The sequence below is a fragment of the Stenotrophomonas sp. SAU14A_NAIMI4_5 genome, from assembly GCF_003086795.1.
Classification (GTDB): domain Bacteria; phylum Pseudomonadota; class Gammaproteobacteria; order Xanthomonadales; family Xanthomonadaceae; genus Stenotrophomonas.
Map to the genome: position 1 here is coordinate 736290 of NZ_CP026003.1, position 26125 is coordinate 762414.

The 26125-nt window shown below is 66.6% G+C and carries 19 protein-coding genes; 12 read left to right on the plus strand and 7 right to left on the minus strand.

Going from position 1 to position 26125, the window contains the following annotated elements:
* The first annotated feature begins 17 nt into the window (after positions 1 to 17).
* From bcsA to bcsZ (C1925_RS03340), 5 genes are all read left to right on the plus strand, one after another.
* A complete protein-coding gene (bcsA, locus tag C1925_RS03320; protein ID WP_254051377.1) occupies positions 18 to 2132 on the plus strand; it encodes a UDP-forming cellulose synthase catalytic subunit in 2115 nt (704 codons plus the stop codon).
* Entirely contained in the window at positions 2129 to 4471 is a 2343-nt protein-coding gene (gene bcsB, locus C1925_RS03325; protein ID WP_108767695.1) for a cellulose biosynthesis cyclic di-GMP-binding regulatory protein BcsB, read from the plus strand. Before bcsA ends, bcsB begins: the two co-directional genes overlap by 4 nt.
* Positions 4472 to 4473: 2 nt before the next feature.
* Positions 4474 to 5637 (plus strand): cellulose synthase complex periplasmic endoglucanase BcsZ, encoded by a 1164-nt coding sequence (gene bcsZ / locus C1925_RS03330; protein WP_108767696.1) that lies wholly within the window; start codon positions 4474 to 4476, stop codon positions 5635 to 5637.
* On the plus strand, positions 5619 to 10058 hold the full coding sequence (locus C1925_RS03335; protein WP_108767697.1) for a cellulose biosynthesis protein BcsC: 4440 nt from the start codon (positions 5619 to 5621) through the stop codon (positions 10056 to 10058). Before bcsZ (C1925_RS03330) ends, C1925_RS03335 begins: the two co-directional genes overlap by 19 nt.
* A gap of 106 nt (positions 10059 to 10164) precedes the next feature.
* The gene (gene bcsZ, locus C1925_RS03340) at positions 10165 to 11322 is read left to right on the plus strand and encodes a cellulose synthase complex periplasmic endoglucanase BcsZ (protein ID WP_108770602.1); all 1158 of its coding nucleotides are present in this window, start codon (positions 10165 to 10167) and stop codon (positions 11320 to 11322) included.
* Positions 11323 to 11365: 43 nt separating this feature from the next.
* Here bcsZ (C1925_RS03340) and C1925_RS03345 read toward each other — a convergent pair whose 3' ends face one another.
* Together C1925_RS03345 and ettA are read right to left on the minus strand one after the other, a co-directional pair.
* Positions 11366 to 12682 (minus strand): NCS2 family permease, encoded by a 1317-nt coding sequence (locus C1925_RS03345; protein WP_108767698.1) that lies wholly within the window; start codon positions 12680 to 12682, stop codon positions 11366 to 11368.
* Between the two features lie 124 nt (positions 12683 to 12806).
* Positions 12807 to 14471: an energy-dependent translational throttle protein EttA gene (gene ettA, locus C1925_RS03350; protein ID WP_108767699.1), complete on the minus strand. Its 1665-nt coding sequence runs from the start codon at positions 14469 to 14471 to the stop codon at positions 12807 to 12809.
* Between the two features lie 254 nt (positions 14472 to 14725).
* On the opposite strand from ettA, the gene C1925_RS03355 reads away from it, so the two are divergent.
* The 5 genes from C1925_RS03355 (at position 14726) to ribD (ending at position 19102) form a co-directional block, all read left to right on the plus strand.
* Positions 14726 to 15205 carry an RcnB family protein gene (locus tag C1925_RS03355; protein ID WP_108767700.1) on the plus strand — a complete coding sequence of 160 codons (480 nt, stop codon included), beginning with the start codon at positions 14726 to 14728 and terminating at the stop codon, positions 15203 to 15205.
* A 255-nt stretch (positions 15206 to 15460) separates the two neighbouring features.
* The gene (gene glyA / locus C1925_RS03360) at positions 15461 to 16714 is read left to right on the plus strand and encodes a serine hydroxymethyltransferase (RefSeq protein ID WP_079220605.1); all 1254 of its coding nucleotides are present in this window, start codon (positions 15461 to 15463) and stop codon (positions 16712 to 16714) included.
* A gap of 171 nt (positions 16715 to 16885) precedes the next feature.
* Entirely contained in the window at positions 16886 to 17278 is a 393-nt protein-coding gene (locus tag C1925_RS03365) for a hypothetical protein (RefSeq protein WP_159097466.1), read from the plus strand.
* Positions 17279 to 17374: 96 nt separating this feature from the next.
* Positions 17375 to 17896: a transcriptional regulator NrdR gene (gene nrdR, locus C1925_RS03370; RefSeq protein ID WP_108767702.1), complete on the plus strand. Its 522-nt coding sequence runs from the start codon at positions 17375 to 17377 to the stop codon at positions 17894 to 17896.
* A gap of 120 nt (positions 17897 to 18016) precedes the next feature.
* Positions 18017 to 19102, plus strand: a complete 1086-nt coding sequence (gene ribD / locus C1925_RS03375) for a bifunctional diaminohydroxyphosphoribosylaminopyrimidine deaminase/5-amino-6-(5-phosphoribosylamino)uracil reductase RibD (protein WP_108767703.1) — start codon at positions 18017 to 18019, stop codon at positions 19100 to 19102.
* A gap of 94 nt (positions 19103 to 19196) precedes the next feature.
* On the opposite strand, the gene C1925_RS03380 is transcribed toward ribD, so the two are convergent.
* The 5 genes from C1925_RS03380 to C1925_RS03400 form a co-directional block, all read right to left on the minus strand.
* Positions 19197 to 20075: a hypothetical protein gene (locus C1925_RS03380; RefSeq protein ID WP_108767704.1), complete on the minus strand. Its 879-nt coding sequence runs from the start codon at positions 20073 to 20075 to the stop codon at positions 19197 to 19199.
* A gap of 139 nt (positions 20076 to 20214) precedes the next feature.
* Positions 20215 to 20838: an outer membrane beta-barrel protein gene (locus C1925_RS03385; protein WP_108767705.1), complete on the minus strand. Its 624-nt coding sequence runs from the start codon at positions 20836 to 20838 to the stop codon at positions 20215 to 20217.
* Between the two features lie 185 nt (positions 20839 to 21023).
* Positions 21024 to 21650: an outer membrane beta-barrel protein gene (locus tag C1925_RS03390; protein WP_108767706.1), complete on the minus strand. Its 627-nt coding sequence runs from the start codon at positions 21648 to 21650 to the stop codon at positions 21024 to 21026.
* 65 nt (positions 21651 to 21715) lie between these two features.
* Positions 21716 to 23425, minus strand: a complete 1710-nt coding sequence (locus C1925_RS03395; RefSeq protein WP_254051424.1) for a type IV secretory system conjugative DNA transfer family protein — start codon at positions 23423 to 23425, stop codon at positions 21716 to 21718.
* A gap of 113 nt (positions 23426 to 23538) precedes the next feature.
* Positions 23539 to 24105: a hypothetical protein gene (locus tag C1925_RS03400; protein ID WP_108767707.1), complete on the minus strand. Its 567-nt coding sequence runs from the start codon at positions 24103 to 24105 to the stop codon at positions 23539 to 23541.
* Positions 24106 to 24703: 598 nt separating this feature from the next.
* Here C1925_RS03400 and C1925_RS03405 point away from each other — a divergent pair.
* Together C1925_RS03405 and C1925_RS03410 are read left to right on the plus strand one after the other, a co-directional pair.
* Complete coding sequence (locus C1925_RS03405; protein ID WP_108767708.1) at positions 24704 to 25120, plus strand: hypothetical protein; 417 nt, start codon at positions 24704 to 24706, stop codon at positions 25118 to 25120.
* A gap of 9 nt (positions 25121 to 25129) precedes the next feature.
* On the plus strand, positions 25130 to 26086 hold the full coding sequence (locus C1925_RS03410; protein ID WP_108767709.1) for a type IV secretion system protein: 957 nt from the start codon (positions 25130 to 25132) through the stop codon (positions 26084 to 26086).
* The last annotated feature ends 39 nt before the right edge of the window (positions 26087 to 26125 follow it).

Below are 26125 nucleotides of genomic sequence, written 5' to 3' on the forward strand. Positions count from 1 at the left end.
CCGCGCGCAGCGCTTTGATGGTTCGCCTGGGCCTGGCCGTTCTGGTCGCCGGTGCCCTCGCCCTGCTGGCCTTCGTCGCCACCGTGCCGCTGGACGTGACCTACCAGCTGGTGTTCTCGGCTGTGGTATTCGGCATCGCGCTGCTCCTGCGCAACCGTGAAGGGCGGCTCATTCCGCTGATCCTGATGGGCCTTTCGCTGGTCATGTCCACCCGGTACATGTGGTGGCGGCTGACCGAGACACTCGGCTTCGGCACGCTGGTCGACCTGACGCTCGGTGCTGGCCTGGTGGCGGCGGAAATCTACGCCTACGTGGTGCTGGTGCTGGGCTACTTCCAGGTGGCCTGGCCGCTCAACCGGCCACCGGTGCCACTGCCGGAGGACCGGGCACAGTGGCCGACGGTGGACGTGCTGATCCCCACCTACAACGAACCGCTGTCGGTGGTGCGAACCACCATCCTGGCTGCCACCGTGCTGGACTGGCCGGCCGACAAGCTCAACATCTACCTGCTCGATGACGGACGCCGCGATGAGTTCCGCGAGTTCTGCGAACAGGTCGGCGTGCACTACATCACCCGTACCAACAACAACCATGCCAAGGCCGGCAACATCAATGCCGCGCTCAAGAAGAGCCATGGCGAGTTCGTGGCCGTGTTCGACTGCGACCACGTTCCGACCCGCTCGTTCCTGCAGATGTCAATGGGTGGTTTCCTTGCCGACGCCAAGCTGGCCGTGGTGCAGACCCCGCATTACTTCTTCTCGGCCGACCCGTTTGAGCGCAATCTCGGCACGTTCGGCAAGGTGCCCAACGAAGGCGAGCTGTTCTACGGCCTTCTGCAGGATGGCAATGACCTGTGGGATGCCACGTTCTTCTGTGGTTCGTGCACCGTGCTGCGCCGTGCGCCGCTGGAAGCCATCGGCGGCGTGGCGGTGGAAACGGTGACCGAAGACGCGCACACCGCCATCCGCCTGCACAAGGCCGGCTGGCGCAGCGCCTACATTCCCATCCCGCAAGCTGCCGGCCTGGCCACCGAAAGCCTCTCGGCACATGTCGGCCAGCGTATCCGCTGGGCCCGTGGCATGGCGCAGATCCTGCGCGTGGACAACCCGCTGTTCACCCGTGGCCTGAAGTTCGTGCAGCGCGTCTGCTACACCAACGCCATGCTGCACTTCTTCTATGGGTTGCCGCGCATCATTTTCCTCACCGCGCCGCTGGCCTACCTGTTCTTCGGTGCACACGTCATCCACGCCTCGGCGCTGATGATCCTGGCCTACGCGTTGCCGCACATCCTGCAGGCCAACCTCACCAACGTCCGCGTGCAGGGCCGCCACCGCCACCTGCTGTGGAACGAGGTTTACGAGACCACGCTGGCCTGGTATATCCTGCGGCCGACGCTGATGGCGGTCATCAATCCCAAGCTGGGCAAGTTCAACGTCACCGCCAAGGGCGGTCTGGTCAAGGAAAGCTACTTCGACGCACAGATCGCCCGGCCCTACCTGGTGCTTCTGCTGCTGAACGTGATCGGCATCGTGGTCGGCATCGTGCGCCTGGTCATGGCCGATACCGATGGGCAGAGCAACACCATCTGGTTGAACCTGGGCTGGACGCTGTACAACACCATCATGCTCGGTGCGGTCATCGCTACCTCCGGCGAGCAGCGGCAGATCCGCCGCTCGCATCGCGTACCGCTGTCGATGCCGGCGGTTCTGCATCTGGAGGGAGGGCGCGCACTGCGCTGCCGCACCCTGAACTTCTCCACCGGCGGCATGGCCGTGCAGCTGGACGTACCCGAGCCGCTGCAGCCGGGCAGCGTGGCCCACATCGAACTGAGCAACCGCAACCGCAGCAAGCAGCTGCCGGTGATCATCCGCCACGACCGCGATGCATCCGGCATCAGCCTGCAGTTCGGCGAGCTGGACCTGGAGCAGGAGCGCTGGCTGGTGACCTGCACCTTCGCCCGTGCAGATATCTGGGTGCAGCTGTGGGGCCGGCATGACCGTGACACGCTGCTGCGCTCGTTCGGCGATGTGTTCAAGGCCAGCCTGCGTGGCTTCCACCGCCTGGGGCGGTTCATCACTACCGGCGGACGTCGCAGCGATGCCGCCCCACCGCGTACCGGAGATTCCGCATGACCCGTCGTGTATTCCGCGTTGGCCGCCTGTGGCTGCGCCCGCGTGCCACCGTGGTGGCCTTCGCGCTGGCCCTGCCGTGGGCTGCGGTGCAGGCACAGGACGCGAACGCGCCCGCCGCCGGCGTGGGTGTGGCCGCAGTGCCCGCCACCGCACCGGCAATGCCGTTGCCGTCCGCCGTCACGCCGGTGCCCGCGTCCATGCAGCAGAGCCGGGCGACGCTCAAGCAGCTCGGCATCGACTACGAAATCACCCTGCGTGGCGTGCAGGGCACGGCGGGCGTGCCGTTCTCGGTGCGCAGCGACCAGGTCGTGGACCGTGCATCACTGCACCTGAAGTACAGCTATTCGCCCTCGCTGCTCCCCGATCTGTCGCACCTGAAGGTAACGGTCAACGACGTCACCGTGGCGACGCTCCCGGTTGCCACCGAAGAGGCGGGCAAGGTGATCGAACGTGACATCGACGTCGATCCGCGGCTGATCATCGACTACAACCGCATCAACCTGCAGCTGATCGGCCATTACACGCGCGAGTGCGAGGATCCGGACCATTCCAGCCTGTGGGCCAACATCGACAGCAGCAGTTACCTGCAGCTGGGGTGGTTGCCGCTGCAGCTGAACAATGATCTGTCGCTGCTGCCCGTGCCGTTCTTTGATGCCCGCGACACCCGCCGCCTTGATCTGCCATTCGTGTACGCGGGCCAGCCCAGCGCCGGCACGCTGCAGGCCGCCGGCATCGTCTCCTCGTGGTTTGGCGCACTGGCCGGCTATCGCGGCGCGCGCTTCACCGCCAGCCCCGATGCGCTGCCGTTGCAGGGCAATGCCGTTGTGCTGGCCACGGCCGGCAAGAGCATCCCGGGCCTGGAAATGCCGCAGGTGGCGGGTCCCACCGTGGCCGTGGTCACCCATCCCAACGACCCCAACGGCAAGCTGCTGCTGGTGCTTGGCCGCGATGAGGCCGAACTGCGTACTGCCGCTTCGGCGCTGGCGCTGGGCGCACCGCTGTCTGGCCCGAGTGCCAGCATCGACAGCTTCAAGCCTGCCGCCGCGCGCAAGCCCTACGACGCACCCAACTGGATCCGCAGTGATCGTCCCGTGCGTTTCGACGAGCTGGTGACACGCACCAGTGAACTGAACGTGGTTGGCTACCACCCGGACCTCATCCGCATCGGCCTGCAGCTGCCGCCGGACTTGTTCGTGTGGCGCCAGCAGGGCATTCCGCTGGACCTGCGCTACCGCTACACGCTGCCCGAAGGCGCTGACAAGTCCGCGTTGAACATCAACATCAACGATGCCTTTGTCACCACGCTGCCGCTGGATGGCCTGCCGCGCGCGCAGACCATGCCGGAAAAACTGTGGAACAAGCTGAAGGTGCGCGGGCAGATGCCGATCGCACAGAAGGTGATGCTGCCCACCGGCCCGTTCTCGTCCAGCAGCCAGCTGCGCTTCCATTTCTTCTTCGACCGTCCCCAGGCCGGCGAGTGCAAGAACACCTTCCCGGATGTGTCTGCGGCCATCGATGGCGATTCCAGCATCGACCTGCGCGGCTTCCACCACTTCATGGCCATGCCCAACCTGGCGGCGTTCGGCAATGCCGGCTTCCCGTTTACGCGCATGGCCGACCTGTCCGAATCGGCCGTGGTGCTGCCTGATGCATTCACTGCCGAGGACGTTGGCAACGCGCTCACCGTGCTGGGCCGGATGGGTGCGTCCACCGGCTACCCGGCACTGGGCAACCGCTTCCTGCGCGCCGCCGACGTAGCCGCCAACCCGGATCTGGACCTGCTGGTGCTTGGCTCGCGCCGCACCCAGCCGCTGTTCACCGAATGGGCCGCGGACATGCCCATCGGCGAGGGCACGCAGCAACGAAGCTTCGCGTTGTCCGATTGGCTGACCTCCCACCTGCCCAGCTTCCTGTCGCCCGACGCGCAGCGCACCGATCTGCCCTCGGTGGCCGAGGTGGGACTGCGCCCGGATCCTGATGATGTGGTGATGCTCGGCTTTGAATCGCCGCTGCGGAAGGGGCGAAGCGTGGTGGCCATCATCGCCGACGATCCCGGCCAGCTTGGGCGTCTGTTCGATGCGTGGTTCGAACCGGCTCTGCTGCGCGATTTCCAGGGGAGCGCCGTGCTTCTGCACAAGAACACCGTGCGCAGCATGTCCGGCAACCAGACCTATTACGTAGGCCACCTGCCGCCGCTGACCTGGGCGCGCTGGTATTTTGCACAGAATCCGCTGTGGCTGGGCCTGCTGGTGGGTCTGTGCTGCCTGCTGCTGGCGCTGCTGGCCCGCGTGCTGCTGAAGTGGCAGGCACGGCGCCGCCTGGCGCAGGGAGGCGGCTGAGCATGGCCATTGTTGTTCACGGTGCAGCACGTCGCCGTTTCCTGCAGCTGTTGGCCGGGACGGCGGGCATGGCACTGCTGCCGGCGGCCGTGCAGGCGGTCAGCCTGCCGCGCTGCGCGGGCCCATGGCGGGAATGGCGCAGCTTCGTGCAGAAGCATGTGCAGGACGATGGCCGGGTCGTGGATTTCCTCAACAAGGATCTGCGCAGTACTTCCGAGTCTCAGTCGTATGCGCTGTTCTTCGCGCTGGTCGACAACGATCCGGTGCTGTTTGACCGGGTGCTCGGCTGGACCCGTCGCCAGCTCTGCGGCGGCCGCCCCGACCTGAACCTCCCCGCGTGGTTGTGGGGCCGTGATGCGGCCGGCCAGTTCCGCGTGCTGGATCCCAATACCGCGTCCGATGGCGAATTGTGGATTGCCTATGCCCTGCTGGAAGCCGGGCGGCTGTGGAATCGCCCGGGCCTGCACGATGCCGGCCGGCAGATGCTGGCGCTGATGCGCAAGGCCGAAGTGGCCGAGCTGCCTGGCTTCGGCCCGATGCTGCTGCCTGGCAATGCCGGCTTCATCCATGCCGATCGCTGGACGCTCAACCCTTGCTACCTGCCTCTGTTCGTGTTGCGCCGTTTTGCGGCAGTCGATGCGAAGGGACCTTGGGCACGCATGGCCGAACGCAGCGTGGCGCTGGTGGAAGCCAGCGCGCCGGTCGGCTTCGCGCCCGACTGGGTCGCATGGAACGGACGTGCGTTCGTCACCGACGCAGACAAGGGCGATCTGGGCAGTTACGACGCGATCCGCTGTTACCTGTGGGCGGGCATGGTCGACAACGCCGACCCGCTGCGTCGCCGTCTGCTGCAGGCCCTGTCCGGCCCGGTGGGCATGCTGCGTGAGCAGGGACAGCTGGCCGAGAAGATCCAGGTCCGGACCGGCGTCGGCACCGGCACCGCGCCGGCCGGCTTTTCCGCCGCCCTGCTGCCTTACCTGGCGGCATCCGCGCAGCCTGCGCTGCTGAAAGCGCAGCAGGCCCGCGTACACGCGGCTACCGATCTGAATTATTACGAGCGTTCACTGGTCCTGTTCGGCAAAGGCTGGATGGACCGACGCTTCCGATTTTCCGCCGACGGGCGCTTGCTGCCTGCCTGGAGTAACCCATGTTCCGCAAACACCTGAAGCCGCTGTGCCTGGTCGGCCTGCTCGACCTGTGCGTGTTGACAACGCCAGCCTGGGCACAGAGCGCCTCGGTGCAGCAGCTGGTCAACCAGGGTAACTACTGGCACGACCAGGGCCGTGAAGACCTGGCAGCCGATACCTGGCGGAAGCTGCTGGCTACCGACGTCAACCAGCCCGATGCGCTGCTCGGCCTGGGTCTGATCGACCTCAACCAGGGACGCCGTGCCGAAGCACAGAAGCGCCTGCAGCAGCTGCATACACGCCACCCGCAGGCGCCGCAGACCGCGCGCCTGCGGCTGGCCTTGGGCGGAGGTTCCGGTGGCGGTGACAACCCGCTGCAGGCCGCGCGCCGTTCAGCGGCGGCCGGCCGCTATGTCGATGCGGTGCGCAGCTACGACAAGGCGTTCGCCGGCAGCGCGCCGCCGGACGATCTTGCGCTGGAGTACTACCAGGTTCTGGCCGGCACCCCGGAAGGCTGGGCGCGCGCGCGCGATGGCCTGCAGAAACTGGTTGGTCGCAACGACACGCCCTCGGCACGGCTGGCGCTGGCGCAGGTGCTGACCTACCGCGAGCCCAGCCGCCGCGATGGCATCAGCCAGCTCAGCGCGCTCAGCCAGCGCCAGGACACCGGTGGCCCCGCCCGGGCGGCGTGGCGCCAGGCGCTGCTGTGGCTCAATGCAGGTCCTGCCGACGCGCCGCTGTACCAGACCTTCCTGGCCGCACAGCCGAACGATCGCGAAGTGGCCGCCAAGGCGGGCCAGCTGCGCGAGCAGGCCAGCACTGCCGCTGCGGCGGTCGACCCCAACCAGCGTCTGCTCGGTGAAGCCTTCCGCGCGCTGGACAACAACCAGCTGGCGCAGGCGGAAAGCCGCTTCGCCCAGGTGCTGCGCGCGCGTCCGCGCGATGCCGGTGCACTCGGCGGCCTGGGCTCGGTGCGCCTGCGCCAGGAACGTTTTGAAGAGGCCAATGAACTGCTCAAGCAGGCCGTGGCCCGCGATGGAAAGTGGCGCAGTGCCGCCGACAGTGCGCGTTACTGGCTGACCCTGCAGCAGGTGCGCGGGCAGCGCGGTGCCGATGCACTGGCGCGCGTGCAGCAGGCCATCAGCCTGCAGCCGAAGCAGCCGGCCGGCTATGTGGCGCTGGCGCAGCTGCAGGAAGGCACTGACCCCGCTGCAGCCGAACGCAGCTACCGCAAGGCCCTGGAACTGGAGGCCGGCAACGCAGGTGCACTGCAGGGCCTGGTGGGCCTGCTTGGCCGCCAGGGCCGCGCCGAAGAAGCGGCCGTGATGATGGAGCGCATGACCCCCGCGCAGCAGGAAAAGGCCGGCGGCCGTGCCGTGCTGCGCGCCAACCTGGCCCGCGCCCGCGCGCAGGAAGCCATCGCCGCTGGCAGCCTGCAGATGGCGCAGGTGGAACTGGAGGACGCGCTGCTGGCCCAGCCTGACGATCCCTGGCTGCGTCTGGAACTGGCGCGCCTGTACCAGCGCATGGGGCAGGTCGGCGAAGCCGACCGGGTCATGGCCGAGCTGGCTGCTGCGGGCACTGACGGGTCGGTGGAGGCGCTGCAGGCGCAGGCGCTGTTCGCGCAGGAACGCCAGCAGTGGCCGCGCATGCTCACGCTGCTCGAGCAGATCCCGGCCAACGCGCGCACGGCCGAGGTCGAGGCGCTGCGCACCGTGGCCCTGGTGCAGGCGCAGGGTGCGCAGGCGCGCAGCCTGGCCCAGCGCCAGCGCACCGGTGAAGCGCAGCTGCTGCTGGCACGCACCGAAGCTGCGCTCGGCAACCAGGCACAGAACCCGGAACTGGTGGCGGCCCTGGCCGGTGCCTATGCAGACATCGGCAGCAGCGAACGCGCAATGACGCTCGCCCGCGGCCTGCTGCAGGGGGACAACCCCAGTAACGAGGCCCGCCTGCAGTACGCTTCGGTGCTGCTGCGCGCGGGTCGTGATGGCGAAGTCGCCGCCGTGCTGCGCCAGCTGGGACAGGTCCAGCTGGATGCCGCCCAGCAGGCGCGCCTGCAGGATCTGCGTTCCGGTTACGTGCTGCGCCAGGTCGATGCGCTGCGCGAGCAGGGCAACCTGGAAGCGGCCTACAGCGTGCTGGCCCCGGCGCTGGCAGAGCATCCCGACGACCCACGCAACATCGCCGCACTTGCGCGGCTGTACAGCGCCGCCGGCGATCATGGCCAGGCGCTGGCGCTGTACCAGCAGCAGCTGCAGCGCAGTCCCGGCGATGTCGATGCGCTGGTCGCCGCCGCCGGCAGTGCCGCCTCGCTGCGTGACATGGATACCGCCGAGGCCTACCTGCAGCAGGCGCTGGCCAAGGCGCCCGATTCACCCGACGTGCTGGCCGGTGCCGGCCGCGTCTACCGCGCCGCCGGCAAGAACCGTCGCGCCGAAAGTTACTTCAAGGCCTCGCTGGCTGCTGCCGCGCGCCAGTCCGGTTACGCCGACGCCGGCATGCCGCGTTCGCGCAACGCAGCGCTGGCCGGCGGTGCCGGTGCGTTCAACCCGTTCGCCGGCATGAACCGCGGCGTTGCCAGCCGTGCCCTGCGCAGCGACGACCTGCCACTGCCAGCGGCGGTCGATGCGCTGGCCGCTGCCGCGCCCGTCGGCAGCAGCGGCCTGCCGCGCAGCAGCGTGCAGGGGCCGTTGTTCGATGCGTCCGGGTTGCCCGAGCCGGTCAGCGCGCGCACGGCGACGGCGCAGCTCGATGCGCTGCCGGTACCTGGCCAGTCCAGCCGCAGCCGCCGTACCGAGGCCGCCACCGGCAGCACCGGCAACCAGGCCGTGCTGGCCGAACTGCGTGACCTCACGGCAGAGAACAGCAGCAGCCTGGCCGTCGGTGCCAGTTACCGCAGCCGCGATGGCGAACCCGGGCAAGGCAAGCTGGATGATCTGCAGGTGCCGATGGAGGCCCGCTTCGCGGTGGGCGATGGCAAGCTGATCGTGGCCGTGACCCCGGTCGTGCTCGATGCCGGGCAACCGGATGCCGCGTATGTCGACGCCAGCCGCTTTGGCGGTGGCCCGCAGGCGGCGCTGGCCGGCGCACTGGCCGCTGACCGTACTCCGGTGGACGATCTGGTGGGCTCTTCGCTCTACCAGACCCTGCTGACCCGTGGTGAAAGCAACGCCACGCGCAACCTGATCGAACAGCGTGCACTGGATACCGGTCGCTACCAGGAACTGTACAACCAGACCGATGGTGCCCTGACCGCCGCCGAACGACGAACGGCGGCACTGGCACTGCTGTTTGCCGATCCACTGCCGGCGTACCTGCTGTCGCGCGATGTCGGCACTACGCCGATCAGCCAGATCGCGACCCAGCTGTTGAACAACGGAGGCCTGTCGCGCGGACTGACCAGCGCCGAACAGGCACAGCTGAAGGCACTGGCCAGCGGTGCCAACAGCGGCCAGAGTCCGATCACCTTCCAGGATACGCTGTATGCGATGGTGGCCAACGCCGCCGGCGCGCGTCGCATGTCCGCGCAGGATGCGACGGGCGCCGGTATTTCGGTGGGCTATCAGCGCGGCGGCCTGCGCGCGGATGTCGGCACCTCGCCGCTGGGCTTCTCGGAAAACCAGGTGGTTGGCGGCGTCGCCTACGAAGGCCGCATCGGCGATGGTTTCACCTGGACCGGTGAAGCCTCGCGCCGCGCCGTCACCGACAGCGTCCTCGCTTTCTCCGGCGTACAGGACGACCGCACCGGCCAGCGCTGGGGCGGCGTCACCGCCACCGGTGCCAAGATCGGCGGCACGCTCGACAACGGGCTCATCGGTGGCTACGCCAACCTGTCCTGGCATCGCCTGCAGGGCGAGAATGTGGCCAACAACGAACGCAGCGAAGTTGGCCTGGGCGTGTACGTACACGCTTTGGAAACCAGCAACCAGTCGCTCACCGCTGGCCTGAATGTCACCGCGTTGCAGTACCAGCGCAACCTGAGTGGCTTCACCTACGGGCAGGGTGGCTACTTCAGCCCGCAGCGCTATCTCGATGTCGGCTTCCCCGTGCACTGGAACGGCCGCAATGAACGCGCGCGGCTGGCCTGGCAGGTCGATGGCAGCGTCGGCGTGCAGCACTTCGAGGAAAAGGCCTCTGACTACTTCCCCACCGACGCTGCCCTGCAGCAGGCGGCCTATGACGCCGCGTCGATGGCTGCGCTGCTCGGGCTGACCAGTGAGTACGTGGCGCCGGTCTACAGTGGCCAGACTAAGACCGGCGTGTCCTACAACCTCAGCGCCGCCGCCGAGTGGCAGCTGTCCAGCCAGTTGTTCCTGGGCGGCCGGATGGAGCTGAACAACGCGCGTGACTACCGCCAGTTCGGCACCAGCCTGTACCTGCGCTTCCTGCTCGACCGCCTGGGTTCGGGCCTGGGCATGCGCCCGCAGGTGCTGCGCTCGCCGTACAGCGGCGGGCCTTGAGCGTGGGCGGGTCGGGCACGCAGGCCTGCACGCCGCGTGCCCGCTGCCTGCGCTATACCTGCAGCCCGGCCGGTGCCTGCCCCGGCTCCTGCACCTGGAGATGCTGATGCCGCCTGTCGCCACCCCGCTCGTCGCTACGGTCTCCCGACGCCGCCTGCTGGCGGCGCTGGCCGCACTGCCGCTGCTGTCCATCGCCGTACCCGGTTGCGCCGCCAACGATGGCCGCCGTGGCTGGCCGGCCTGGCAGCTGCTGTGCGACAGCAGCCTGAGTGAGGACGGTCGCATGATCGATCGCACCCAGGCCGACCAGCGCAGCACCTCCGAAGGCCAGTCCTATGCGCTGTTCTTCGCGCTGGTGGCCAACGATGCCGAGCGCTTCGCGCGCGTGCTGCGCTGGACCCAGGACAACCTCGCCGGTGGCGACATGGCCGCGCGGTTGCCAGCCTGGCTGTGGGGCCGCGATGGCAAGGGAGGCTGGTCGGTGCTGGATCCCAATCCCGCATCCGACTCGGACCTGTGGCTGGCCTATGCCCTGCTGGAAGCGGCGCGCCTGTGGCGCATGCCGGATTATCAGCGCATCGCCATGGCCATGCTGGCGCAGGTCCGCGAGCGCGAGATCGCCGACCTTGATGGGCTGGGCCCGATGCTGCTGCCCGGCCCGCACGGGTTCGTGGCCGACGGGGTCACCCGGGTCAATCCCAGCTACCTGCCGCTGCCACTGCTGCGCCGCTTTGCCGCTGTTGATCGCGACGGCCCGTGGAAAGCCTTGGCCGGCAACACCGTGGCGTTGCTGCAGCAGAGCAGCCCGCACGGCTTCGCGCCCGACTGGGCTGCATGGAAAAACGGGGCATTCGTGGCCGATCCGGTCAACGGTGCGGTCGGCAGCTACGACGCCATCCGCTGCTACACCTGGGCGGGCATGACCGCACCGCGCGACCCGTTGTTCAAGCGCCAGTCGCAGGCATTGTCCGGCCCGCTGCAGCGCCTCCGCAGCGGTGCGGCGATGTGGGAGAAGATCGATACCCGCAGCGGCGCAGGGCAGGGCGAGGGCAATGACGGCTTCCGTGCGGCATTGCTGCCCTACCTGCTGGCGCAGGGCGAAACCGCGCTGGCCCGGCAACTGCAGGACAGCCTGCCCAGCGCCGTTCAGCAGCGCGCCGCCACGCCGGTCTATTACACGCAGATGCTCAGCCTGTTCGGCCTCGGCTGGGCCGAAGGCCGCTGGCGTTTCGGCGCCGACGGCCAGCTGCAGCCGCGGCATTGATCACCGCGGGTAGTGCCGGCCGCTGGCCGGCAACCTCGATCTCTTATTCCAACGCGTAACGCAGCACGAACAGCGTCGCCACCAGCCACACCGCCGGGTGCACCTCGCGCCAGCGGCCGGTTCCGGCCTTCAGCGCGGCGTAGGCGATGAAGCCGAACGCCAGGCCATTGGCGATGGAATAGGTGAACGGCATCGCCAGCGCACACAGCGCGGCCGGCACCGATTCGGTCAGGTCGCTCCAGTCCACTTCCACCAGTTCGCGCAGCATCAGGCCGGCCACGAACAGCAGGGCAGGGGAGGTGGCATACGCCGGCACCATCGCCGCCAGCGGCGAGAACAGCAGCGCGGCCAGGAACAGCGCCGACACCACCAGTGCGGTCAGCCCGGTGCGGCCACCCACCTGCACGCCCGAGGCGCTTTCGGCAAACGCGGTGGTGCTGCTGGTGCCCAGCAGCGAACCGGCCACGATGGCGGTGCTGTCGGCCAGCAGCGCACGGCCGAAGCGCTTCTGCGCGCCCGGCAGCTTCAGCAGGCCGGCACGACCGACCACGCCGTACAGCGTGCCGGTGGCATCGAACACTTCCACCAGCACGAACACCAGCACCACCTGCAGCAGCACCGCCAGCGGCGCGCCGCCGTCGTGGTGCAGCAGGCCGGGCAGGTCCAGCTGCAGGAAGGTCGGTGCCAGGCTCGGCGGCAGCGAGACCAGGCCGTGGTACTGCACGTCACCCAGCGCCCAGCCGGCGCCGGTGACGGCGAGGATGCCGATCAGGATGGCACCGCGCACGCGCCGCGCTTCCAGCACCGCGATCAGCAGGAAACCGCCGAGCGCCAGCAGCGGCGGTGCGGTGTTCAGCGGGCCCAGCGCCACCAGGGTGTCTTCGTTGCCGACGATCACCCCGGACTTCTGCAGCGCGATGATCGCCAGGAACAGGCCGATGCCGGCCACGATGGCCGAGCGCAGCGACGACGGAATGCCGGCCACCAGCCACGCGCGCACGCCGGTCAGCGACAGCACCAGGAACACCAGGCCGGAGATGAACACCGCGCCCAGCGCCTGCTGCCACGGCAGGCCGGCCGCGCCCACTACCGTAAAAGCGAAGAACGCATTCAGACCCATGCCCGGCGCCATGCCTACCGGGAAATTGGCTGCCAGTGCCATCACTGCCGAACCCAGCGCGGCGGCCAGGCAGGTGGCGACGAACACGGCGCCGGCATCCATGCCCGTGGTGCTCAGGATTTCCGGGTTGACGAAGACGATGTAGGACATCGTCAGGAAGGTGGTGACACCGGCCAGCAGCTCGGTGCGCACGGTGGTGCCGTGCTGCTGCAGCTGGAACAGGCGTTCGAACAGGGACATGGGGAAATCTCAAACCGTTGGTGGTGGGTACCGACCGTTGGTCGGTACGCCTTCCGTCACCACCAACGGTGGTGACCTACCAGAATGCAGAACGGCCGCGCAGAGCGCGGCCGTTCTTCCTTTCTTATTTCAGCGCCTTGAAGCGCAGGCGCTTCGGCGCGGCGTCGTCGCCCATGCGGCGGCGCTTGTCTTCTTCGTACTCGCGGTAGTTGCCCTGGAAGAACTCCACGTGCGAATCGCCTTCGAACGCCAGGATGTGGGTCGCGATGCGATCCAGGAACCAGCGGTCATGCGAAATGACGAAGGTGTTGCCCGGGAACTCCAGCAGCGCATCTTCCAGCGCACGCAGGGTTTCGATGTCCAGATCGTTGGACGGTTCGTCGAGCAGCAGCACGTTGCCACCCTGCAGCAGGGTCTTGGCCATGTGCAGGCGGCCACGCTCACCACCGGACAGCGAACCGACCATCTTCTGCTGGTCCTGGCCCTTGAAGTTGAAGCGGCCGATGTAGGCGCGCGACTGGATCTCGATGCCGTTGATGTTGAGGATGTCCAGGCCGCCCGCGATTTCCTGGAAGACGTTGTGGTTGCCTTCCAGCGCGTCGCGGCTCTGGTCCACGTAGGACAGCTTTACGGTCGGGCCGACCACGATCTCGCCGGTATCCGGCTTTTCCTGGCCGGTGATCATCTTGAACAGGGTCGACTTACCGGCACCGTTCGGGCCGATGATGCCGACGATGGCGCCGGCCGGCACCAGGAAGCTCAGGTTGTCGAACAGCAGGCGGTCGCCGAACTTCTTCGAGACGTTCTTGAACTCCATCACCGCGTTGCCCAGGCGCTCGCCCGGCGGGATGAAGATTTCATTGGTCTCGTTGCGCTTCTGGTAATCGACCGACTGCAGCTCTTCCAGGCGGGCCAGACGGGCCTTGCCCTTGGTGCGGCCACCCTTGGCGTTCTGGCGCGACCACTCCAGTTCCTTCTGGATCGCCTTCTGGCGGGCCTTTTCCTGGTTGTCTTCCTGCTTCAGGCGCTCATCCTTCTGGGTCAGCCAGTCGGTGTAGTTGCCCTTCCACGGAATGCCGCGGCCACGGTCCAGTTCCAGGATCCACTCGGCGGCGTTGTCCAGGAAGTAGCGGTCATGGGTGACCGCCACGACGGTGCCGGTGTAGCGCGCCAGGAACTGTTCCAGCCATTCCACCGACTCGGCGTCGAGGTGGTTGGTCGGTTCGTCGAGCAGCAGCATGTCCGGCTTCTGCAGCAGCAGGCGGCACAGTGCCACGCGGCGCTTTTCACCACCGGACAGCTTGCCGACCACGGCATCCCACGGCGGCAGGCGCAGTGCATCGGCGGCAACGTCCAGCTGGTTTTCCAGGGTGTGCGCATCGCCAGCGGCGAGGATCGCTTCCAGGCGCTCCTGTTCCTTGGCCAGTGCGTCGAAGTCGGCTCCTTCCTCGGCGTAGGCGGCGTACACCGCTTCCAGCGCGGCCTGGGCCTGCAGCACTTCGCCCACGCCTTCTTCCACCGCTTCACGCACGGTCTTGGTCGGGTCCAGTTCCGGTTCCTGCGCCAGGTAGCCGACCTTGATGCCGGCCTGCGGGCGGGCTTCGCCCTCGAAATCGGTGTCCACGCCGGCCATGATCTTCAGCACGGTGGATTTGCCGGCGCCGTTCAGGCCCAGCAGGCCGATCTTCGCGCCCGGGAAGAAGGACAGCGAGATGTCCTTGATGATCTGCCGCTTGGGCGGGACCACCTTGGACACGCGGTTCATGGTGTAGATGTATTGCGAGGACATGAGGTCTCCGTAGGGGCGCGGCCCTGCACCCGTCCGTCAGCGGGAAGATCCCGGACGACAGCGGGCACAGACTGAATGGAATACCCTCAATTATAGCCGGAACCGGTTCGCGGCCGCGCCTGCCGGGGCCCCGTGGGGCTGGCCGAAGGCTGAATACTGAGTGGAACGCGTCAGCGGGAAGCGTTTCCAGCCGGAAACCGTTCAGATCGCTTGCGCAATATGGACATCACCATCCACTTCAACAGAGGTCTGTCATGCGCATCACCCTTATCGTGGCCGGGGCCATGGCCTCTGTACTGGCGCTGGGCGCCGTCACCCCGGCCTTTGCCGACAACGACCACCGTGACCGCCGCGAGTGGCGCGAAGACCGCCGCGACGATCGTCGCGAGTACCGCCATGACGTCCGCGAGGCACGCCGCGACTACGAACGCGACCGCCGCGATGCGCGCCGTGACTGGCGCCGCGACCATGACCGCCGCTACTACCATCCGGCACCGCCGCCGCCGCGCGTGGTCTACCGCCCCGGCTATCGCCCGGGCCCGGGCTACGGCTGGCAGGTCGGCCACCGCTACCGCGATTACTACCGCGGCCCGGTCTACGTGGTGAACGACTACCCGCGCTACCACCTGCGTCGCCCGCCGTACGGCCACCAGTGGATCCGGGATGATCGCGGCAATATGCTGCTGGTGGCCATCGCCACCGGCGTCATCGCCCAGTACGTGCTCAGCCGCTGAGTCTGTTGCTGACGGGGTCGGATCCCTTTCCACAGGAAAGGGCTCTGACCCCATCCAGGCAACGGGGTCGCTGACGGGGTCGGATCCCTTTCCGCAGGAAAGCGCTCTGACCCCAGAGCCCACCGGCAAAACCATACGGGGCCGGATCTCCTCCACGGGGATCCGGCCCCGTCCCTTTCGGCCCCGGCAGGCCGCCACGGGGCTACAATCAGGGGCTGTGCCGTACCCCCTTTTCCCTGCCTGCCGGAGTAACCGATGTTCCCGCGTGACGTCCGCATCGAAACCTACGATCCCGAACTGGCCAAGGCCATCGCCGCCGAAACCCAGCGTCAGGAAGACCACGTCGAGCTGATCGCCAGCGAGAACTACACCAGCCCGGCCGTGATGGAGGCCCAGGGCAGCCAGCTGACCAACAAGTACGCCGAAGGCTACCCGGGCAAGCGCTACTACGGTGGCTGCGAATACGTGGACATCGCCGAGCAGCTGGCGATCGACCGCCTCAAGCAGCTGTTCGGCGCGGACTACGCCAACGTGCAGCCGCACAGCGGTTCGCAGGCCAACCAGGCCGTGTACTTCGCCCTGCTGCAGCCGGGTGACACCATCCTCGGCATGAGCCTGGCCCACGGCGGCCACCTCACCCACGGTGCCAAGGTCAACGCGTCGGGCAAGCTGTTCAACGCCGTGCAGTACGGCGTCAACGACCAGGGCCTGATCGATTACGACGAAGTCGAGCGCCTGGCCCTGGAGCACAAGCCGAAGATGGTCGTGGCTGGTTTCTCGGCCTATTCGCAGGTGATCGACTGGGCGCGCTTCCGCGCCATCGCCGACAAGGTCGGTGCCTACCTGTTCGTCGACATGGCCCACGTGGCCGGCCTGGTCGCCGCTGGCGTCTACCCGAGCCCGCTGGAACACGCCCACGTGGTCACCTCGACCACCCACAAGACCCTGCGCGGCCCGCGCGGCGGCATCATCGTCGCCAAGGGCGCCGACGAAGACCTGGTCAAGAAGCTGCAGTCGGTGGTGTTCCCGGGCATCCAGGGCGGTCCGCTGATGCACGTCATCGCCGCCAAGGCCGTGGCCTTCAAGGAAGCGCTGGAGCCGGGCTTCACCGCCTACCAGCAGCAGGTGGTGAAGAACGCCCAGGCGATGGCCAACACGCTCATCGCGCGTGGCTACAAGATCGTCTCCGGCGGCACCCAGAACCACCTGATGCTGGTCGACATGATCGGCAAGGACGTGTCCGGCAAGGACGCGGAAGCCGCGCTGGGCAAGGCCCACATCACCGTCAACAAGAACTCGGTGCCGAACGATCCGCGTTCGCCGTTCGTGACCTCGGGCCTGCGCCTGGGCACGCCGGCCGTGACCACCCGTGGTTACGTCGAACAGGACTGCGTGGACCTGGCCAACTGGATCGCCGACGTGCTCGACGCCCCGGCCGATGACGCCGTCATCGCCCGCGTGCGCGACGCCGTCAGCGCGCAGTGCCGCAAGTACCCGGTCTACGGTTGATTGATCCTGGGGTCAGAGCCCTTTCCTGACGGAAAGGGATCCGACCCCGGGCATCCAGATCGAAGCAGGGGTCGGATCCCTTTTCGCAGAAAAGGGCTCTGACCCCGGCACCCAGGAAGCAACGCACATGGATGAGCGCCTGCACAAACGCCTGCAGCTCGCACTGGCCCTGTGTTGTTCGGCCTGCCCGGCCTGCTGCTGGGCGGCATCGTGGCCCTGGTCGGCGTGTACGCCGGCCTGATGCAGGAGACCCGCCTGCTGAGCCGGCTGCTGCTGGTCTGCTGGGGCGCGGCCGGTGCACTCGGCATCGTCGCCTGGGTGCGTATCGGCGCCGATTTCCTGCTGCAGGGCCGATCGGGCCTGCAGGCCATGGGCCGGGTGTGGTGGTGCCTGTTGCTGCTCGGCGCCTTCGCGGCCATTCCCGCCGTCGTGCTGGGCGTGGTGGTCGGGCTGACCGAACGCGCGGAGGGCTTCGGCCTGCTGCTGTACGGCCCGCCGCTGCTGCTGCCGGCTGCGCATCTGGCGTGGCTGCGCTGGCGACAATCCCTTGCCGCACAAGGCTGAGCGCCGCCCGGATTTGCTGCAAAAGCCCTTCTCAGGTACCTTTGCGACGCTGTCATGACGATGACAGATTGGTATTCCCCCTGAGCCAGGCGTTCCATGTATTGCCCCTTCTGCCAGCATGCCGATACACGGGTCATCGACTCGCGCGTCTCCGAAGACGGCGCGACGATCCGCCGTCGGCGTGAGTGCGAGGCCTGCAACGAACGTTTCAGCACCCTGGAAACGGTCGAGCTGAAGCTGCCGGCCATCGTCAAGAGTGATGGCACCCGCGAAGCCTTCGACCAACGCAAGGTGCGCGCCGGCTTCGACCGCGCGCTGCAGAAGCGCGCCGTGCCGGAAGAGAAGATCGAAGCGGCGGTACGCGCCGTGGTCCACCAGCTGCGCATCAGTGGCGAACGCGAAGTGCCCTCGATCAAGGTCGGCGAGTTCGTCATGAACGAACTGCGCAAGCTCGACCACGTCGGCTACGTGCGTTTCGCCTCGGTCTACCGCAGCTTCGAGGACGTGGCCGATTTCCGCGAGGAGATCGAGAAGCTGGAACGCGACCTGCCGTCCAGCACCGAACAGCTGCAGCTGCTGGGCGATGTCATCGCCCTGACCAAGAAGAAGAAGGGCTGACGCCCGGGTGGGTGGTGGGTGCCAACCGTTGGTTGGCACCGATGGGCCGTCCATTGGTGGGTGCCAACCGTTGGTTGGCACGATGGCATGCATCCACACCCGCGGCGTTACCATGGCCACATGACCACGCCGTTCACCGTCCTCGACCACCTGCACATGGCCAACGCACTGCGTCTGGCCGAGCGCGCCGCCTATACCACCCGCCCCAATCCCATGGTCGGCTGCGTGATCGCCCATGGCGAACGCGTGGTCGGGCAGGGCTGGCACCAGCGTGCCGGCGGCCCGCATGCCGAGGTCTTCGCCCTGCGCGAGGCGGGCAGCGAAGCGCGGGGTGCCACCGCTTACGTGACCCTGGAGCCCTGCGCGCATTTCGGCCGCACGCCACCGTGCGCGCTGGCGCTGATCGAAGCCGGTGTGTCGCGCGTGGTCGCGGCGCTGCGCGATCCCTTCCCGAAGGTCGATGGCGGTGGTTTCGACTTGTTGCGCGAAGCAGGCATCGAAGTGTGCGAGGGCCTGATGGCGACGCAGGCGCGCGAGCTCAACAAGGGCTTCCTGTCGCGCGTGGAGCGCAACCGCCCGTGGCTGCGGGTGAAGCTGGCGGCCAGTCTGGATGGGCGCACGGCGATGGCCGATGGCAGCTCGAAGTGGATCACCGGCGCGGCGGCGCGCGAAGACGTGCAGCACTGGCGCGCGCGTGCCGGTGCGATCCTCACCGGTGCCGATACGGTGCTGGCCGACGACCCGATGCTGACCGTGCGCCTGGCCGATACCGAGGTGATGCCGCCGCTGCGCGTAGTGCTGGACTCCCGCCTGCGCTCTCTGGAATGCAGCCGCGTGCGCGAGGGTGGGGCGCCGACGTTGTATGTGCACGATGCTGCGGTGAGCGCACCGGATGCGGCCGATGCCGAATTCGCCAGCGTGCCGAGCATCGATGGCCGCCTGGATCTGGGGGCTGTGCTGGCGCTGCTGGCCGAGCGCGGCATCAACGAAGTGCACACCGAAGCCGGTGCCACCCTGGCCGGCGCGCTGCTGCGTGGTGGCTGGGTGGATGAGCTGCTGCTGTACCAGGCGCCGACGCTGCTGGGGGATACCGGTCGCCCGCTGCTGGCTGGCCTGGGTATTGAGGCGATGGACCAGCAGCGCCGCCTGCGCGTTGTCGACCAGCGCCAGGTGGGGGATGACCTGCGGTTGCTGCTGCGCGCGTGATGCGGTGAGATCCATCCACGCATGGCGTGGATCTACTGTGCTCTGGTAGACGCCAACCTTGGTTGGCGCCGTGGCCTGCTTGCCGGTTACCGCCTTACGCGCACTCGTCGGTCCACATCATCTGCGCGATCGGACGCAGGGCCTTGCACTCCTGCGTCATCTCGTCGGCCGACTTCACCTGCGCCTTGGCCTTCAGCTCGTCGGCCATCGCGTCCACGCCGCTGATCTGCTCCGGCGCGATCTTCGCCACGCAACTGCGGTGCTGCTGCAGCAGCAGGTCGCAACCCGGCACACCGGTCACCTTCGGTGCGCTGGCCGCTTCGGCATCTTCCATCCACGCCTGGAACGGCGCGATGGCTTCCAGCACCGGGGTGACCAGCTCATCGAAGCTGCCGCTGAACCAGTACGCCTGCCCGGCACCGGAATACAGCTTCTGGCTGCCCTTCACCGTGCGCTGCGTGCCGTTCTTCAACGCTTGCGTATAGGCGTCGATGAAGCGCGTGCTGCTGGCCGGGTCTTCACTGGTCATGCTGTCGGCGAACAGCGGGCGCACGCTGGCCAGGTCCACCACCTTGCAGGTGAAATCGACCGTGGCGATCTTCTGGTCGTCCACGTACTCGTTGTCTTCGATGCTGCTGCCGGTGGCGCGGCAGGTCGATGCCTTCAGCACCTTGGCGTACAGCGCTTCGGTCGCGGCCGCGTCGGGCGTGCCGCCGACGCTGGCCTGCAGCGCCATCCACGGTTGGGCCAGCGCCTTGGCCAGCGCGCCCGGCGTAGGCGTCACCGCGTCCTTGCCATCGTGCGCGCTGCGCATGGCGTCGTTGAGCGTGCGTGCGGCAGCGGCATCGTCTTCAATCAGCACGCGCGCGTACACGTCCAGCGTCTGTTCCGGCGTCAGTGCCGTCGCGGCGGTGGCGAACACGGGGGCGCACAGCAGGGCGCTGGCGAGCAGGGTGCGGATGGGGGTCTTCATGACGGAGTTCCGGTTCCAATGGGGTGATGCACAGGCGCGAAAGCCTAACCCGTTGCAACGCCCGTGTGGAATCGGATGTGTTGCAAAAAAAACGGGCCCCTTGCGGAGCCCGTTCGATTACACGACGAGGATCGAGCAATCAGAAGCTGGCGCGGACGCCGGCCGAGAACTGGGTGACGTCGCGGTAGCCGGAGACCTCGCCCACCAGACCCCAGGTCTTGGTGAAGTTGATCTGGCCACCGAGGGTGCCGACCCAGGTGCCTTCGAAATTGTTGCCGCCATCCATGTAACCGGCCTTGATCCAGGCTTCGGTCATGCGCGAGGGCTTGCCACGCAGGCCCATGGTGGCGCGCACCAGGTTGGTGTGGTCCTTGAAGGTCTCATCAGCGAAACCATCCAGGCGGTCGGTGACCTTGGCCTGCTGACGCACCCAGGCGATGTCGGCGGTGTAGTCGACGCGGTCGCTGAAGGGCATGTGGTAGCCGATACCCAGCTCCGGCTGGTTCAGTTCCAGCTTCACCGAGCCATCGGAGAAGTGATAGGTCTTGCTGCCGTAGTTCCAGCCACCGAACACGTGCACCTGCTCGGCAAGCGCCACCGAACCGCGCACGTAGCCGCCGTCCAGCTTGGGATCATCGAGGCTGTCGTCGCTGACCTTGGCCTGGGTCCAGCCACCTTCGACGTAGGTGTAGCTCAGGGCATCGGCCGAGGCCGAGAACGGTGCGGCGGCCAGCAGTGCGGCCACGATCAGGATCTTGCGCATGGATTTTCCTGTGAATTGCAGTCCATCGGCGGGCCGCCCAGTTGGCAGTCCGTGGCGACCTCATGTCGTCCGAGGCTTGAGTTTAATGAAAATTTTACAGATTGCGAGTCACGGCCCCGTGCCGCCCCCGACCAGCGTGCGGACCCCTTGCGGGGCCCGCCGCGCGCGCGCGTCTCAAACAGCCGTCAGAAGGTGGCGCGGACACCCGCCGAGAACTGGGTGATGTCTTCCACGACCTGCACTTCGCCGACCAGTCCCCAGCTCGGCGTGAACTTGAGCTGCCCGCCGACCACCCCTACCCAGGTGCCGTCCCTGTCGCTGCCGTCAAGGTAGCCGCCCTTCACCCACAGTTCGGTGTTCGACGTAGGTACGGTGCGCACACCCAGCGTGGCACGGCCAGCGTTGAAGTGATCCTTCTGCCGGATGGTATCGAAGCCGGCCTGCTTCAGGCGTGCCTCGGCGTTCTGGCGGACCCATGCAATGTCAGCGGTGAAATCCACGCGGTCGCTCATCGGCAAGCGATAGCCCACACCCAGCTCCGGCTGGTCCAGTTCCAGCTTGAGATTGGCACCGTTGTCGCGGTACGACTTCGACACCGTCGACCAAGCGCCAAAAACATAGGCCTGCAGCCCGATCGCATACGAACCACGGATGTAACCGCCATCCAGTTTGGGATCATCCAGCAGATCATCACTGACCCGGGTCTGGGTCCAGCCAGCTTCGACGTAGGTATAGCTCGGGCTCTTGTCGGCAGCGAAGGCGGCCAGCGGGGTCAGGGCGAACAGGGCGGTGGCAAGCAGAGTCTTTCGCATGGCAGGGTCCTTTTTGATGTGCGGTCCGTTGCAGGCCGCCGGCATGGCGGCCAGAGATGACAGGGCTATGGTGCGGTGGTGCTGCGCGCCTGGTTGAATCCCGGTGCGGAAGGTGCTGCCGGCGTGGTCAGCGTCAATGGCTTCACTTCGGCACGTTCCAGCAGGCGTTTGGTGAAGTAGCGGTCCTTGTAGTAGCGGATTTTCCTGCACAGCACCGGGTTGGGCAGTCCTTCGTACAGCACGATTTCCTTGTCCGGGCCCATCGCCTTCAGCTCCTGCGGCAGCATCAGTGCGCGCTTCTCCAGCACCTCGTTGTCCGACACCGATCGCGCGTTGCCGCGCGAATGGGTGCGCGAGCTGCGGCGCACGGTGGTGTAGCCCAGCATTTCCGAATAATCGTTTGCGTCCTGCTGTTCGCGCGGGGCGTAGATGATCTGCAGCGCATGGTTGGTGATGATCGTTCGCGAGAGCTCCTTGCCATACACCGCATCGAGCTGGGCCATCGACTGGATGATCGGGAGCAGTCGCAGGTTGTAGCCGGCCATGTAGGCCACGGCCTTGGAAATGATGTCGACGCGGCCGATCGAAGTGAACTCGTCCATCAGCAACAGGCACTGGTGCTTCAACGATTTGTCGTTCTGGGGCAGCGTGCGGGTGTTGACGTTGATCAGCTGGCTGAAGAACAGATTCACGATCAGGCGGCTCTCAGCCAGCTTGTTGGGCTGGATGCCGACGTAGATCGTCATGCGCTTGCGCCGCACATCGTCCAGACGGAAATCGTCAGCGCTGGTGGCCGCATCCAGCACTGGATTGAGCCACGGATTAAGTGGTTCCCGGAACGAGCCGATGATCGAGGCGAAGGTGACATCGGCCTGCGACAGCAGGCCAGCGAAGGCCGCGCGTGCCTGGTCGCTGAGGAACGGCGACTCGTTCAGCTTCTGCAGGTAGGGCTTGAGTTCAGTGCCATCACCCGAAGACAGGCGCAGGATGGCACCCAACGTCGGGTAGGGCGTCTGCTGCATCGCGTCTTTCAGTTCGAACTGGTACAGCGTGAACGCCAGGAAGGCGTTGCGTGCCTGGCTGGTCCAGAACTTGTCCTTGTCATCGCCATCGGGGTACAGCATGGCGGAGATCGCCTGGAGATCGGATACGCGGAAGGCCGGATCGCTGGACACGTAGGTCAGTGGATTCCAGCGGTGCGTGCGGCGGTCCTCGGCGAACGGGTTGAACAGAAAAATTTCGTGGCCGATCGACTGGCGCCAGCCTGAGGTGAGATCGAAGTTTTCCTGCTTGATGTCCAGCACCACGGCCGATTCGCGGTAATCGAGCAGGTTGGGAATGACGACGCCCACGCCCTTGCCCGACCGGGTGGGCGCGGCAAGAATGACGAACTGCTGGCCGGTCAGGCGCATCAGCTTGCCATTCATCTGCCCCAGCACGATGCCGTCATCGGGAGTTTTGAAGAACCCCTTGCTGGCCAGGTCCAGCATGCTGGCAAAGCGTGCCTGGCCATGGATGTTGCTGTCGCTGCGCATCCTGAAAAGCAGGATCGTCAGGCCCGCCCACAGCAGGAACATCAAGCCGAAGGCGCCCACCCCGGCTGCCTTGATGCGCCATGCATAGGGCTGTACGCGCGGGTGGTTGATGTTGCGCATGTAGTCGAAGAAGGTGCCGAAGCCGCTGACGCGCGTGTCCAGTCCCAGCGACAGCACGGACAGGTAGCTGGCCAGATAGATGCCCACGAAGGCGAGCACCAGGGCAAGTACGGCGGAAATGACAAGGCGGTTGGTTTTCAAGGCAGTTCCTTCGACCCGGACAATGGCTCGTTACAGGCTCAGCATCGGCTGCACACGCCCTGCGGTGCGTGCGCCGCCGCTGAGGAAAGACATTACTTTTTCTGCGCTGCGGCCGTATTGCGTGTATCGACCAGAATGTACTCGTCATTCCTGGACCAGCGCTGCAGACCGTCTTCAAGCTTGATGCACGGGCGGCCATCGCAGGACGTGATCGAGACCTGTTCCAAGGCTTCAAGCACCTGCGCTTCCACCTTGGCCTGCTGTGCGCGCTGCACATTGCTCCAGGCAAAGAATGCGGTGCCACCCACGATCGCCGCGCCACCCAATGCCAGTGCGATCAGTGCCTTCCACGTCAGCATGCGCAGCCGCGTCGCCATCGCCAGCTGCTGGCGGGAGAGCTGCTCGGCGAGGGCAGCCAACCGGTCACCTGTATCGCCGATGGCTTCCACTGCAGCGGGAATTTCCTGCGACAGCGCCTCGCGCACTGCAGCGCGTGCGCTCTGCGCCAGCTCGGCACGGCCGCTGGCCACGCCCTGTCCGACCTCGGTCGCCGCGCGCTGCAGCTGCGCCGCAGCCGCATCCTGCGCTGCAGCCGCCTTTTCACATTGTTGTGTCAGGTGCCCAGCGAGCAGGGCGGCGTTCGTGACGAACTCTTCCATCCTTGATTGATCCACTTCACACCTGCTGAGTCATCAGCCCTTGGGCGGGGGAGGGAATGTTGCCAGATTTGTAGGGAATATGCCGACTGTTAAAAACTCGTCGTCTGAGGTAGACAGCGGCGCGAAAATCCGTTGAAATTCAAAACGTGGCGGATAACTTTTGTGATCGAGTTCTCATTTTCATTTCGCCTGTTGCGTGATCTAGTTCACAACGCGATGACAAATCCGAAGATATCCTTCGCCCCGTAGATGATGACCATTCGGCTGGGTACTGGGGAGGTACAGGCCGGCGGAACGGAATCATCTGAACGGTAAACGGACTGAGCCTACGAAATGGAAGTTTCATGAATACATGTTTGGATTCGGGGAACGCGCGGCAGGGATGACCTGCGGGCGTGGCGCAGCTGAGCACCAGCAGAGCGCCAAAAATCCACGCGTTCGCTGGGGCCCCCAGCTGCGCACAGCTCCTTCAGCAGACTTCGATGCCGTTGTCTCGGCGTCGCCGATGTCTGTTTGCACTGATTCGTAACCCGTTAATGGTGATTTCGTGAGCCGCAGGATGCCTAGCCGGAATTTGATTGCAGTTGCTGTTGTGTTGATGACGGTTCTCCTGGCCGGTTGCGTTACGCCGCCTGCGCCCGAACCGCGTGGCAAGTGGAGGCCGGTCAACCGGCTGTCGGACGTCACCCATGCCATCCCCTTGCAGCAGAGCCATGTCTACCAGTCCTCGCCCGTGGACAGCACGCTCAAGGGCCTGCTGACCCGGTGGGCCAAGGACGGTGGCATGACGCTGTCCTACCTGCACCCCAACGACTACACCCTGTACGTGCCGGTGGGCGACATCCGCACGACCAGCATCGTTGAAGCCGCAGCGGCGCTGTCCAGCGCTTATGCATCGCAGGGCGTGGTGGTGTCGGTTGAACAGTCGCGCATCATCGTCAGCGTGGCCGGCGGTGCGACCAGCGTGGATCGGCTGCCCGCAGCCGGCATCGCGCCTACTGCGCCTGCTCGCTGAGGACTGCCCATGTTTGGAAAGAAGAAGACCGATACGGCGGCAGTGGAAAATGCCGTATCCCAGGGCGTCAGCTACGAAATCACGCTCGCCGAACGTGCGCGACGCAGTGAGCGCCGCGCGTGGACGGTCGCCTGGTGCGCAGTGCTGATGTCGGTGCTGCTTGCCGGTGGCTACCTGCTGTTCCTGCCGCTGAAGGAGCGCGTGCCGTACCTGGTCGTCGCCGATCCCTACACCGGCTCGGCCACGGTCGCCCGCCTGCGCGGCAACTTCGGTGACCGCGACGTGACCACCGAAGAGGCGATCAACAAGAGCAACGTGGCGCAGTTTGTGCTGACGCGCGAGTCCTATGACTCGGGGCTCATCGGCCAGCGGAACTGGCGCAGTACGCTGGCCATGGCCGGCCCGGCAGTGGCGCCGGACTACCAGAACCTGCACAACCAGGCCAACCCGCAGCGGCCCTTCCGCATCTATGGTGCGTCGCGCTCCCTGCATGTCCGCATCACCAGCATCGTGCTGATCGGCGGCGGCCAGGGCAAGCGTCCCAGTGGTGCCACCGTGCGGTTCCAGCGCAGCATCTTCGACAAGAGTACGGGCCGTTCGCAGCCGCTGGACAACAAGATCGCCACGCTGGAATTCACCTACGATCCCGAACTGCGCCTGGCCGACGAAGATCGTCTGCTCAATCCGCTCGGCTTCCGGGTGATGAACTACCGCGTGGACAACGACTTCGCGCCCACGCCGAATGCGCCGGCCGATGTGCCGCTGGCCGCTGATCCGCAGGCGCAGGCGCAGGCCGCCGCTACCGCACCGATGCCGGGCATGCCGGGGGAACCCGCGTATCCGGCAGAGACCACCGATCCGTCCGGGCAGGCGCTGCCGCCGGGCCCAGCGAACAACGGCGCATTGCCGCCGCAACCGGCCGAGCAGACCGGCTATGCGCCAGCACAAGGGGGAGTAGGACGATGAGTAACACGTTGCAGTCTTTGCTGCGCGTCGGTCTGGTGC

Coding starts and splice junctions, on each gene's coding strand:
- ettA (WP_108767699.1), bottom strand. CDS start 14,471: ATGTCCTCGCAATACATCTACACCATGAACCGCGTGTCCAAGGTGGTC.
- C1925_RS03390 (WP_108767706.1), bottom strand. CDS start 21,650: ATGCGAAAGACTCTGCTTGCCACCGCCCTGTTCGCCCTGACCCCGCTG.
- C1925_RS03400 (WP_108767707.1), bottom strand. CDS start 24,105: ATGGAAGAGTTCGTCACGAACGCCGCCCTGCTCGCTGGGCACCTGACA.
- bcsA (WP_254051377.1), top strand. CDS start 18: ATGGTTCGCCTGGGCCTGGCCGTTCTGGTCGCCGGTGCCCTCGCCCTG.
- C1925_RS03345 (WP_108767698.1), bottom strand. CDS start 12,682: ATGTCCCTGTTCGAACGCCTGTTCCAGCTGCAGCAGCACGGCACCACC.
- glyA (WP_079220605.1), top strand. CDS start 15,461: ATGTTCCCGCGTGACGTCCGCATCGAAACCTACGATCCCGAACTGGCC.
- C1925_RS03355 (WP_108767700.1), top strand. CDS start 14,726: ATGCGCATCACCCTTATCGTGGCCGGGGCCATGGCCTCTGTACTGGCG.
- C1925_RS03335 (WP_108767697.1), top strand. CDS start 5,619: ATGTTCCGCAAACACCTGAAGCCGCTGTGCCTGGTCGGCCTGCTCGAC.
- bcsB (WP_108767695.1), top strand. CDS start 2,129: ATGACCCGTCGTGTATTCCGCGTTGGCCGCCTGTGGCTGCGCCCGCGT.
- C1925_RS03380 (WP_108767704.1), bottom strand. CDS start 20,075: ATGAAGACCCCCATCCGCACCCTGCTCGCCAGCGCCCTGCTGTGCGCC.
- nrdR (WP_108767702.1), top strand. CDS start 17,375: ATGTATTGCCCCTTCTGCCAGCATGCCGATACACGGGTCATCGACTCG.
- ribD (WP_108767703.1), top strand. CDS start 18,017: ATGACCACGCCGTTCACCGTCCTCGACCACCTGCACATGGCCAACGCA.
- C1925_RS03405 (WP_108767708.1), top strand. CDS start 24,704: ATGACGGTTCTCCTGGCCGGTTGCGTTACGCCGCCTGCGCCCGAACCG.
- bcsZ (WP_108770602.1), top strand. CDS start 10,165: ATGCCGCCTGTCGCCACCCCGCTCGTCGCTACGGTCTCCCGACGCCGC.
- C1925_RS03410 (WP_108767709.1), top strand. CDS start 25,130: ATGTTTGGAAAGAAGAAGACCGATACGGCGGCAGTGGAAAATGCCGTA.
- C1925_RS03385 (WP_108767705.1), bottom strand. CDS start 20,838: ATGCGCAAGATCCTGATCGTGGCCGCACTGCTGGCCGCCGCACCGTTC.
- bcsZ (WP_108767696.1), top strand. CDS start 4,474: ATGGCCATTGTTGTTCACGGTGCAGCACGTCGCCGTTTCCTGCAGCTG.